Below are 12,142 nucleotides of genomic sequence, written 5' to 3' on the forward strand. Positions count from 1 at the left end.
TGGACAGGCGACGAGAGAACATGCGCATCACCATCCTCTTCGGCGGCTCCAACCGGGAGCGTCTGGTTTCGGTCGCCTCAGCCCAGGCGTTACATCAGGCGCTGCCCGAGGCCGATCTCTGGTGGTGGGACGTCGAGGACAAGGTGCATGTCGTGCAGTCGAAGCAACTGCTCGAACACGCCCGTCCATTCGAGGACGAGTTCAAGCCCGGCACATCGGGCATTCCGCTGGGGCAGGCGCTCGACCAGGCCAAGACGGAAGGCCGCGTGCTGGTGCTCGGCCTGCATGGCGGGCGCGCGGAGAACGGCGAATTGCAGGTGATGTGCGAGGCGCGCGGCGTGCCCTTCACCGGCTCGGGCTCGGCCTCCTCGCATCTCGCCTTCGACAAGATCGCGGCCAAGCATTTTGCCGCGCTCGGCGGCGTGACGCCGCCGGAAAACGTTGCGCTTGAGAACATCGACGAGGCCTTCGCCGAATACGGCCGGCTGATCGCCAAGCCCGCGCGCGACGGCTCGAGCTACGGCCTGATCTTCGTCAATGCGAAGCAGGATCTCGTCGCGGTCCGCAATGCCGCGAAGCACGAAGACTATGTGATCGAGCCCTACATCGCAGGCGTCGAGGCGACCTGCGGCGTGCTGGAGCGCCCCGACGGCTCGATCATCTCGCTGCCGCCGATCGAAATCATTCCGGGCGAGGGCAATTTCGACTACGCCGCAAAATATCTCCTGAAGTCGACCCAGGAGATCTGCCCCGGGCGTTTTTCGCCCGAGATCACCGCTGCGCTGAAGGAGCAGGCGATGCTGGCGCATCGCGCGATGTCCTGCACCGGCTATTCCCGCTCGGACTTCATCGTCTCCGACAGGGGCCTGATCTATCTCGAGACCAACACGCTGCCCGGGTTGACCAAGTCCTCGCTCTACCCAAAGGCGCTGAAAGCCGAAGGCATCGCGTTCGTCGACTTCCTGCGCGGCCTGGTCGAGCTCGCCGGGCGGGGCGTAAGAAAATAATTAGGACTGGTTAACGGCCGAACCGGCGAAATGGCCGATTTTGGAAGCCAAAACCGGTAAAATGCCGGACATCGCGGCATAAATGCCTCACACGCCTGGGCAAAACGCATCCCGCGTTAACGAAGTTTACCTTTTGTTTACCAGGACGTCCGAAGGTTAACGCTGGCGGCGCATATGACGCTTTGGCTGCCGGCGCGTGGGCTGTTGCGGGTGATGTCACCTCCAGCGAACGCTTTGAAGGGGAGAGGTTTTCTTCTTCTGAAGACCAGCACCCGGCCCGGCAAGTCCGAGACGTCATGTTCGCCAGGACCCGCGCGATGTCGCGGGCTAACTGTTGACGAGCTCGTGCAATGGATGGTGCAGGAAGCCTCACTCGGTCGTTTCTGAGATCGCTGAGGCCCCAAGCTGACCTGAAGGCGGCCGCTATCGGAGCGGTCATGCTTCTGCGCGAGTGGGTGCAGGACAAGCGCGACGAGAAGCGCGCTGCCGCCCAGAACAAGATCAGGTCCAAGACCAAAGCCAAGCCCGTCGTCGAGCGCGAGCCGCCGCCGCGCGTGGTCGCGCTGGTCGAGCGCTATGCGCCGCGCCGGATCGGGATCACCATGACCGTTCTGCTGCTGGTCGGAAGCTGCGGCTTCGGCATCGTCAGGGGCGGCCACCTCCAGGATTTCATCGCGGCAGTCAGCGACACCCGCAACGCGCTGGCCAATTCCGCGGGCTTCCGCATTACCTCTGTCGTGATCAACGGCCGCAAGCAGCTCAGCCAGGACGAGATCCTCGCGGTCGGCGGGGTCAGCGGCCGCTCCTCGCTGCTGTTCCTCGACGCCGACGTCGTGCGCGACAAGCTCAAGGCCAATCCCTGGATCGCGGATGCGACCGTGCTGAAGCTCTATCCGGGCCGGCTCATGATCGACATCACCGAGCGCCAGGCGTTCGCGCTGTGGCAAGAGGCCGGCCGGCTCTCCGTCATCGCCGATGACGGCGCGGTGCTCGAGCCTTACGTCTCGCGCCGGTTCCTGTCGCTGCCGCTCGTGGTCGGCAAGGGCGCCGACACCCAGGCGCGCGATTTCCTGGCGCTGCTGGCGCGCTATCCGCAGATCAATTCGGTGACCAAGGCCGCGATCTATGTCGGCGAGCGGCGCTGGAACCTGAGGCTCAAGGATGGCCTCGACATCCGTCTGCCCGAGCAGGACGTCGGCAACGCCCTCGCGACGCTGTCCAGGCTCGACAAGGAGGACAAGCTGTTCTCCCGAGACATCGTCGCCGTCGACATGCGCCTGCCCGATCGCCTGGTGGTGCAGCTGTCCGACGACGCCGCCAAGGCGCGCGAGGACCTGTTCAAGGACAAGAAGAAAAAGAAGGCCGGGGACGCCGCATGACCGGTCTTGATCGCACCCAGACCCCGAAGACGCGCCCGATGCCGCACAAGCGCGGCGGCATCGTCGCCTGCCTCGATATCGGCACCAGCAAGATCGCCTGCATGATTGCGCGGCTGAGGCCGTCGGCGCCGAGCGAAGCCCTGCGCGACCGTACCCACGCGGTGGAGCTGATCGGTTACAGCCAGATCCAGTCGCGCGGCATGAAGGCCGGCGCGGTGATCGATCTTGCCGAATGCGAGCAGGCGGTACGCCAGGCCGTCGGGCTGGCGGAGAAGATGGCCAAGGTGCGGGTCGAGTCCGTGCTGCTGTCGGTCTCCGGCGGCCGGCTCTCCGGCCAGCTGGTCGAAGCTGCGGCCGACATCCGCGGCGGCGCGGTGACGCCCGCCGATGTCAGCCGCGTCACCTCGACCGGCATGCGCCACGCCACCGGCGAGGGCCGCACCGTGCTGCACGCGCTGCCGGTCGGCTATACGCTCGACGGCGTCAAGGGCATCCGCGATCCGCGTGGCATGGTCGCGCATCAGTTCGGCGTCGACATGAACGTCGTCACCTGCGAGGCCACCGTTGCCCGTAACCTGATGCTGGCGGTGGAGCGTTGCCACATCAATGTCGAAGCCATGGCGGCGAGCCCCTATGTGGCCGGCCTGTCGGTGCTGACCGACGACGAAGCCGACCTCGGCGCCGCCGTCGTCGAGATGGGCGCGGGCACCACCACCATCGCGGTCTATTCCGGCGGCCGCTTCGTGCATGCGGCGGGCTTTGCGGTCGGCGGGCAACACATCACGATGGATCTCGCGCGCGGACTCTCCGCGACCATTGCCGATGCCGAGCGAATCAAGACGTTATATGGGACCGTCATCACCGGCGGATCGGACTCGCGTGAGCTGATGTCTGTACCGACAGCCGGTGACGAGCAGGATCTGCCGCAGATCGTCTCCCGCGCCACCATCGCCAACATCGTCAAGCACCGTGCCGAGGAAGTCTTCGAAATGGTTCGGGACAAGCTGAAGGATTCGCCCTTCGCCTCAGAGCCCAACGGCCGCGTCGTGCTCTCCGGCGGCGCCTCGCAGCTGACCGGCCTCGTCGAACTCGGCACACAGATTCTCGGCCGGCCCGTGCGGGTCGGACGTCCGCTCGGTTTCGGCCGGCTGCCCAACGAGGCGAAGAACGCCGCGTTCGCGGTGCCGGCCGGGCTCCTCGTCTACCCGCAATATGTTCATCACGAGCATGTCGAACCGCGGCATACGCGGCAGCAGGTCAAGACAGGGACGGGCGGTTATTTTGGAAAGGTCGGACGATGGCTACGCGAGGGCTTCTGATGAACCGGTTCCGCAACCTTCGCATTTCACCAACTCCCGCGGCCGCCGGCCGGGGCGAACCCACGCGCGCGTGATCGAGAGGCAAACATGACCATCAGCATCAATGTTCCTGATATTCACGAATTGAAGCCCCGGATCACCGTGTTCGGCGTCGGTGGCGCCGGTGGCAACGCCGTCAACAACATGATCACGGCGGGCCTCCAGGGCGTCGACTTCGTGGTCGCCAACACCGACGCGCAGGCGCTGACGATGTCGAAGGCGCAGCGCATCGTGCAGATGGGCACGGCGGTCACGCAAGGCCTCGGCGCGGGTTCGCAGCCGAACGTCGGCGCGGCGGCGGCGGAAGAGGTGATCGATGAACTGCGCGACCATCTCTCGGGCGCCAACATGGTGTTCGTCACCGCCGGCATGGGCGGCGGCACCGGCACCGGTGCTGCTCCCGTCATCGCCAAGACCGCGCGCGACATGGGCATCCTCACCGTCGGCGTCGTGACCAAGCCGTTCCACTTCGAGGGCGGCCGCCGCATGCGCACCGCCGAGGCCGGCATCAACGAGCTGCACAAGGTCGTCGACACGCTCCTGATCATCCCGAACCAGAACCTGTTCCGGGTCGCCAACGAGAAGACCACTTTCGCCGACGCCTTCGCGATGGCCGACCAGGTGCTTTACTCCGGCGTTGCCTGCATCACCGACCTGATGGTCAAGGAAGGTCTGATCAACCTCGACTTCGCCGACGTTCGCGCCGTCATGCGCGAGATGGGCAAGGCGATGATGGGTACCGGCGAAGCTTCGGGTGACAAGCGCGCGCTGACCGCCGCTGAAGCCGCGATCGCCAACCCGCTGATCGACGATAGCTCGATGAAGGGTGCCAAGGGCCTCCTCATCTCGATCACCGGCGGCAAGGACCTCACCTTGTTCGAGGTTGACGAAGCCGCGACCCGCATCCGCGAGGAAGTCGATCAGGACGCCAACATCATCGTCGGCGCGACCTTCGACGAAGCGCTCGACGGCCTGATCCGCGTCTCGGTCGTCGCCACCGGCATCGAGCAGGCAACGATCGCCCGCAACACCCAGGCCACCAGCGCCCCGGTCGCGAACGCGGCGCCGCAGCAGATCCAGCAGGTGCAGCAGGCTCCCGCTGCTCCGGCCGCTGCCGAGAGCCGTCTCGCCGACCTGACCGCGCGTCTGCGCGCCGACAATCAGCGCATGGCCGAGCGCGCCCAGAAGCTGGAAGCCCAGATCCCGGCCGCCGCCCCGACCGCGCCGCGTCCGAATGTCGAGCGCGCCGCGCTGGCCGCCATCGCGGCTGCCGTTGCCGAGGTCCCGCAGGCGCCCGCGCCGATGCAGACCTATGGCGACGTCACGGTACGCCCGATCGCGCAGAAGCCGACGCTGTTTCCGGAGCCTGACATGGCCCCGGTCGCGATGCAGGAGCCGATGACGCCGGAAACCTTCATCCCGCCGCAGGCCGAGCGTGGGCCGGTCCGTGCACCGCGGATGCCGCGTATCGACGAACTGCCGATGCCGGCCCAGGCCGAGCTTCGCCAGGCCCGCGGCGAGGTTGAAGAAGAGACCCCGCAGAAGACCCGCCTGTCGTTGCTCCAGCGCCTCGCCAATGTCGGCCTCGGCCGCCGCGACGAGGAGAGTGAGGCGCCGGTCGCAGCCCGCACCGCCGGTCCCGCGATGCCGCCGCTGCCCGATCGCCGGCCCCAGAAGAGCGTGGCGCAGCAGATCGCGGCGAGCGAGCCGGTATCGGAGTATGCCCGCCGTCCTGCGCCTCAGGGCCTGGACATGCATGGCCGCCCGGCGCCTGTTGCGCCGGCGCCACAGGGTGACGACCATCTTGATATCCCGGCCTTCCTGAGGCGTCAGGCGACCTGAGGATTGTTACAATAGGGCTGACGAAAAAAGGTCCCGGCGGGAAGCTTGCCGGGACCTTTCCTTTGGTCCCGTGCATGCCCGGATTGCGGCATCAAACAACTGATTTTAAATCATTAATTACGCATTTGGTGGTTCAGTAAAACTGCCGATAACGGTCCCAAACTCCGGCGCAATTTGGTTAAGCCTTGGCGCGAATACGGCAGGTTTGGGGTAACAATCGGTAAAAAAGCGTGAGTTGGCGCTGTTTGAGGCTGTGACTATGGTTTGCCGTGACTTGGGGATACGGAGATTCGCAACCGTCGGCACTGGCCGGCCAAGCGGGCCTAGTATAAGTCGCAGTGGGTCGTAGTGGGGCGGATTCCTGATGAAATTTAGCCGGCAAACAACGCTTCGTGCGCAAGCCACAGTGGCCGGCGTTGGCGTTCATTCCGGGCTTCCCGTCACTCTCACGCTTGGGCCTGCGCCCGTCGATGCGGGGTTTGTTTTTGTCCGCACCGGCCTCGAGGGAAGTGACCGTGAGATTCAGGCGACCGCCGACCAGGTGATCGCGACCGACTTCGCCACCGTCCTCGGCGATCGTGACGGCCCGTTGGTTTCGACCGCCGAGCACGTGCTTGCGGCGCTGCGGGGCATGGGCGTCGACAACGCCACCATCGAGATCGACGGACCGGAAGTGCCGATCATGGACGGCAGCGCCGCGGCCTTCATTGCCGCGATCGACCAGGCCGGCATCGTCAGCCAGCCGGCACAGCGCCGCTTCATTCAGGTTTTGAAGCCGATCTCGGCCAAGGTCGGTGACTCCTTCGGCGAGATCCGGCCCTACGCCAACGGGTTCCGCGTTGATATCGAGATCGACTTCACCAATCCCGTCATCGGCCAGCAGAGCTACGGCTTCGACCTGAGCCCGGAGCGCTTCCGCCGCGAAGTCGGTCGCGCCCGGACTTTCGGCCTGATGTGCGACGTTGCCCGGCTCTGGAGCGCGGGTTACGCACTCGGCGCCTCCTTCGACAATACCGTCGTGTTCGACGACGAGCGGCTGCTCAACACCGAGGGCCTGCGCTACGCCGATGAATGCGCCCGCCACAAGGTGCTGGACGTGATCGGTGATCTCGCGCTGGCCGGCCTGCCGCTGCTTGGCGCCTACCGCTCGGTGCGTGGCGGTCACAAGCTCAACCACGCTGTCCTGACCGCGCTGCTCGCCGACCGTACCGCCTGGCGGGTGGTCGAGGGCGAGGCGGTCCGCCGCGCCACGCGTCCCGTGGGCGAAGTCGGTCGCGGCATCGTCGGCGGGCGGATCGCCGCAGCCTACGGGCCGGACGTGTCCTGAAGAGACCTGTCGCCACTGGCGTTCTGTTGCCGCCGGCGTTTGGCGGCGGCTCCCGGGAAACTCCTGGTAACGATGATCGGCTAGGATTGCGGCGCGTTCGCCTTAATCCGGGCGAAATGCCTGCCTATCCGGTTGGTTCGAGATCGTTTTTCGGTTACACGGCGTGGTCGCATGGCAGGCGCCACGGCTACATTTCGCGCCCATGACGGGGTTCATGGGCTGGCGGACACCGCATCACAGGGCGTCAGGGCTTAAATTCATGTCGGCACAGCGTATGACGCGCGGATATCTCTCGGTCTCGCCTGGAGTCCGCGGGCTGCTTCAAGCCGCCACCTTCTTGGTGCTCGCGCTGCCGCTGGCCGGCTGCGGCACCGGCGCGCTCTGGGACAAGTTCACCGCCAAGGACGACACCTTCACCGAGGAGCCCGCCGACAAGATCTATAATGAGGGCCTGTACCTCATGAACGAGAAGAAGGACATGAAGGGGGCGAACAAGAAGTTCGAAGAGGTCGACCGCCAGCATCCTTATTCCGACTGGGCCCGCAAATCGCTGTTGATGTCGGCCTATGCCTCCTACCAGGGCGGCGACTATGACGGCTGCATCGGCGCCGCGACCCGCTACGTCACGCTGCATCCCGGCAGCCCGGACGCGGCCTATGCGCAATACCTGATCGCCGCCTCCCATTACGATCAGATCCCGGACATCAGCCGCGACCAGGCCCGCACCGAGAAGGCGATCGCCGCGCTGGAAGAGGTGAACCGCAAATATCCGAACTCGGAATATGCGACCTCGGCCAAGGCCAAGATCGAGGGTGCGCGCGACCAGCTCGCCGGCAAGGAGATGAATGTCGGCCGCTATTACATGCAGAAGCGCGACTACACGGCCGCGATCAACCGCTACAAGGCCGTCGTCACGCAGTACCAGACCACCCGCCATGTCGAGGAGGCTCTGTTCCGGCTCACCGAGGCCTATATGACGATCGGCATCGTCGCCGAGGCGCAGACCGCAGCCGCGGTGCTTGGCCACAATTTTCCTGACAGCCGCTGGTACAAGGACGCCTATAATCTTGTAAAATCCGGGGGTCTCGAGCCGAGCGAGAATCAGGGTTCCTGGATGAGCAGGGCCTTCAAGAAGATAGGCCTATAGTCTCGGCTAGGAAATTTGATTCCATGCTGGCGCGTCTGTCGATCCGTGACATCGTCCTGATCGAGCGGCTCGATATCGAATTCGCCACCGGACTTGCGGTTTTGACCGGTGAGACCGGTGCGGGCAAATCCATCCTGCTCGATGCCTTTGCACTGGCGCTTGGCGGCCGCGGCGACGCCGGGCTCGTGCGCCATGGCGCGGAGCAGGGGCAGGTCACCGCCGTCTTCGATATCCCCAAAAATCACCCCGCGACGAGGATTCTGGCCGAGAACGGCCTGGATGATACCGGCGAGATGATTCTCCGCCGGGTGCAACTCGCCGACGGCCGCACCCGTGCCTTCATCAACGACCAGTCGATCAGCGTGCAGACGCTGAAGGCGGTCGGTGGTGCCCTGGTCGAGATCCATGGCCAGCATGACGAGCGCGCGCTGGTCGATGCCGCCACCCACCGCCGCCTGCTCGACGCCTTTGCCGGGCTCGAAAAGGACGTCACCGCGGTCGAAGCGCTCTGGGACGCGCGCCGCACGGCCAGCGCCGCGCTGGAAGAGCACCGCGCCGCCATGGAGCGCGCCGCGCGCGAGGCCGACTATCTGCGCCACGCCTCCGACGAGCTGAAGCAGCTCGCGCCCAAGGAAGGCGAGGAGACCTCGCTCGCCGGTCGCCGCACAACCATGATGCAGGGCGAGAAGATCGCCTCCGATTTGCGGGAGGCGCAGGAAGCCGTCGGCGGCAATCATTCGCCGGTCGCCTCCCTGTCGGCCGCGGTGCGCCGGCTGGAGCGGCGCGGTGTCAACTCGCCGGCGCTGGTCGAGCCCGCCGTGAAGGCGATCGACACCGCGATCAACGCGCTGGAGGAAGCCGACCAGCATCTCCTGGCCGCGCTCGCCGCGACCGACTTCGATCCGGGTGAGCTCGAGCGCATCGAGGAGCGGCTGTTCGCGCTACGCGCCGCCTCGCGCAAATATTCGACGCCGGTCGATGGCCTCGCCGCGCTTGCCGCCAAATACGCCGCCGATGTCGTCCTGATCGATGCCGGTGCTTCGCGGTTGAAGAAGCTGGAGCAGGCGGCAATCGAGGCCGACGCGCGCTATGCCGCTGCCGCCAAGAAACTGTCGATGGCGCGGCAGAAGTCGGCGGACAAGCTCAACAAGGCGGTCAACGCCGAGCTCGCGCCGCTCAAGCTCGAACGCGCCAAGTTCATGACGCAGGTCGAGACCGATGAGGCCGCGCCGGGCCCGCAAGGTTTCGACCGCGTCGAGTTCTGGGTGCAGACCAATCCCGGCACCAAGCCGGGTCCGATGATGAAGGTCGCTTCCGGCGGCGAGCTCTCGCGCTTCCTGCTGGCGCTCAAGGTCGTGCTGTCCGACCGCGGCTCGGCGCCGACGCTGGTGTTCGACGAAATCGACACCGGGGTCGGCGGTGCGGTCGCAGACGCCATCGGTGGACGGCTGGCGCGGCTTGCCGGCAAGGTGCAGGTGATGGCCGTGACCCACGCCCCGCAGGTCGCCGCCCGTGCCGGCCAGCATCTGCTGATCTCCAAGGACGCCCTCGACAAGGGCAAGCGCGTCGCCACCCGCGTCAATGCGCTGGCCGCCGACCACCGCCGCGAGGAGATCGCCCGCATGCTCGCCGGCGCCGAGATCACGGCCGAGGCGAGGGCGGCCGCCGATCGGCTGCTCAAGGCGGCGAGTTAGACTTTGTGTCCCGGATGCGCGTAGCGCGAGCCGGGACACGGAATGCCGCCACACAGGCCCCGGCTCTGCAGCGCACGGCTCCGCGCTGCGCAGCGTCCGGGGCACGAGACCAACCGCCTTTACCCTCCCGCCCGCTCCGTCGTATCCAAGCACCATGGCAAGAGCAGCAAAATCCAAAGCAAGGCCGCTTCGCGACGTCGCCGACCTCACCAAGGCGCAGGCCAAGGTCGAGCACATGCGGCTCGCACTCGAACTCGAAGAGCACGACAGGCGCTATTATCAAGACGACGCGCCCACCGTGACCGACGCCGAGTACGACGCGTTGCGCCAGCGCTTCAACGCGATCGAAAAGCGCTTTCCGGATTTCGTCAGCGCGGAGTCGCCGTCCCAGAAAGTCGGCGCGGCACCGTCGGGTCGCTTCAGGAAAGTCCGGCATTCCGTTCCGATGCTGTCGCTCGACAACGCGTTTGCCGAAGAGGACGTCCGCGACTTCGTCGGCCGCATCGTGCGCTTCCTGAAGCTCGACGACGACAAGGTCGATTTCTCGGCCGAGCCGAAGATCGACGGCCTCTCGATGTCGCTGCGCTACGAGGGCGGCGAGCTCGTCACCGCGGCGACCCGCGGTGATGGCGCCGAAGGCGAGGACGTCACCGCCAACATCCGCACCCTCGAAGACGTGCCGCAGAAGCTGAAAGGCCGCAACGTCCCTGACATCTGCGAGGTGCGCGGCGAGGTCTACATGACCAAGAGGGCCTTCCTGACACTCAACAAGAAGCAGGTCGAGGCCGGCGAGGCGCCGTTCGCCAATCCGCGCAATTCGGCCGCAGGCTCGCTCCGGCAGAAGGACCCGACCATCACCGCCTCGCGCCCCCTGGGCTTCTTCGCCTATGCCTGGGGCGAGATGAGCGCGATGCCGGAGGGTACGCAGAGCGGCATGATCGGCTGGTTCGAGCGCTGCGGCTTCAAGACCAATCCGTTGACCAGGCTCTGTCATTCCGTCGAGGAGTTGCTCGCGTTCCATCAGTCGATCGAGGAGCAGCGCGCAAAGCTCGATTACGACATCGACGGCGTCGTCTACAAGGTCGACCGCATCGACTGGCAGGAACGGCTCGGCTTCGTCTCACGCACGCCGCGCTGGGGCATCGCGCACAAATTCCCGGCCGAGCGCGCCGTGACGGTGCTGCGCGACATCGAGATCCAGGTCGGCCGCACCGGCTCGTTCACGCCGGTCGGCAAGCTCGAACCGGTCGGCGTCGGCGGCGTGATCGTGCAGAACGTCACCCTGCACAACGAGGACTACATCAAGGGCATCGGCAACAAGGGCGAGGTGCTGCGCGAGGGGCGCGATATCAGGATCGGCGACACCGTCGTGATCCAGCGTGCCGGCGACGTCATCCCGCAGGTGGTCGACGTCGTCCTCGACAAGCGGCCGAAGAGCGCAAAGGAATTCCACTTCCCGACGAAGTGCCCGTGCCCGCTGCACACCGACGTCACGCGCGAGGAGACGGCGGCCGGCGAAGAGGGCTCGCGCGCCCGCTGCACGGGCGAATTCGCCTGTCCCTATCAGAAGATCGAGCACCTCAAGCTGTTCGTGTCGCGGCGCGCCTTCGACATCGACGGTCTTGGCGAGAAGCAGCTCCAGTATTTCTTCGACGAGGGATGGGTGAAGGAGCCCGCCGACATCTTCACGCTGGAGAAGCGCAATGCGAAGCTGAAGCTCGAGGAGATCGAGGGCTACGGCGCAACGTCGGTGCGCAACCTGTTCGGCGCCATCGAAAGCCGGCGCAGAATCGCGCTGGAGCGCTTCGTCTATGCGCTCGGGATGCGTCATGTCGGCGAGACCACGGCGCTGGCGCTCGCACGCGGCTATGGCTCGTGGGACGCCTTCCACGACGCCTGTCTCAAGGTCGCCAAGGGCGACGAGGAGGCGATGGCCGAGATGGACGCGCTGGATCAGATTGGCGACACCGTGATCAAGAGCATCGCCGACTATTTCGGCGAGAGCCACAATCGCGGCATCGTCGAGCGGCTGACCAAGGAAGTCGAGATCATCGACGCCGAGAAGCCGAAGAGCAACTCCGCCGTCGCCGGCAAGACGGTGGTGTTCACGGGATCGCTGGAGAAGATGACGCGCGACGAGGCCAAGGCGACCGCGGAGCGTCTCGGGGCGAAGGTGTCGGGCTCGGTGTCGAAGAAGACCGACCTCGTCGTCGCCGGCCCGGGCGCGGGCTCCAAGCTCGCGGAAGCCAACAAGCACGGCGTCAAGGTGTTGACTGAGGACGAGTGGCTGACGCTGATCGGGGAGTGAGAGGGGCGCGCTCGCGCCACTCACTCCGCTGTCGTCGCCCGGCTTGACCGGGCGATCCAGTACTCCGAGACGGCTGTGAT

Annotated in this window: 8 protein-coding genes; all 8 read left to right on the plus strand. The window is 66.0% G+C overall.

What is annotated here, in order from left to right; genetic code table 11:
• The first annotated feature begins 20 nt into the window (after window positions 1–20).
• The 8 genes from AB7290_RS09845 (at window position 21) to ligA (ending at window position 12,062) form a co-directional block, all read left to right on the plus strand.
• A complete protein-coding gene (locus tag AB7290_RS09845) occupies window positions 21–1,007 on the plus strand; it encodes a D-alanine--D-alanine ligase family protein (protein WP_085399279.1) in 987 nt (328 codons plus the stop codon).
• Window positions 1,008–1,357: 350 nt separating this feature from the next.
• Complete coding sequence (locus AB7290_RS09850; protein ID WP_085399280.1) at window positions 1,358–2,386, plus strand: cell division protein FtsQ/DivIB; 1,029 nt, start codon at window positions 1,358–1,360, stop codon at window positions 2,384–2,386.
• Window positions 2,383–3,705, plus strand: a complete 1,323-nt coding sequence (gene ftsA, locus AB7290_RS09855; protein WP_071910400.1) for a cell division protein FtsA — start codon at window positions 2,383–2,385, stop codon at window positions 3,703–3,705. The genes AB7290_RS09850 and ftsA overlap by 4 nt, the downstream gene beginning before the upstream one ends.
• 87 nt (window positions 3,706–3,792) lie before the next feature.
• Window positions 3,793–5,586: a cell division protein FtsZ gene (gene ftsZ / locus AB7290_RS09860; protein ID WP_085399281.1), complete on the plus strand. Its 1,794-nt coding sequence runs from the start codon at window positions 3,793–3,795 to the stop codon at window positions 5,584–5,586.
• 364 nt (window positions 5,587–5,950) lie between these two features.
• Entirely contained in the window at window positions 5,951–6,913 is a 963-nt protein-coding gene (lpxC, locus tag AB7290_RS09865) for a UDP-3-O-acyl-N-acetylglucosamine deacetylase (RefSeq protein ID WP_085399282.1), read from the plus strand.
• Between the two features lie 259 nt (window positions 6,914–7,172).
• Window positions 7,173–8,060 (plus strand): outer membrane protein assembly factor BamD, encoded by an 888-nt coding sequence (locus AB7290_RS09870; protein ID WP_085399283.1) that lies wholly within the window; start codon window positions 7,173–7,175, stop codon window positions 8,058–8,060.
• 23 nt (window positions 8,061–8,083) lie between these two features.
• On the plus strand, window positions 8,084–9,754 hold the full coding sequence (recN, locus tag AB7290_RS09875) for a DNA repair protein RecN (protein ID WP_085399284.1): 1,671 nt from the start codon (window positions 8,084–8,086) through the stop codon (window positions 9,752–9,754).
• 154 nt (window positions 9,755–9,908) lie between these two features.
• A complete protein-coding gene (gene ligA, locus AB7290_RS09880) occupies window positions 9,909–12,062 on the plus strand; it encodes an NAD-dependent DNA ligase LigA (protein WP_085399285.1) in 2,154 nt (717 codons plus the stop codon).
• Window positions 12,063–12,142 lie beyond the last annotated feature (80 nt).

Source organism: Bradyrhizobium sp. 613_E4_N2_2, from assembly GCF_052075995.1.
Lineage (GTDB): Bacteria > Pseudomonadota > Alphaproteobacteria > Rhizobiales > Xanthobacteraceae > Bradyrhizobium > Bradyrhizobium barranii.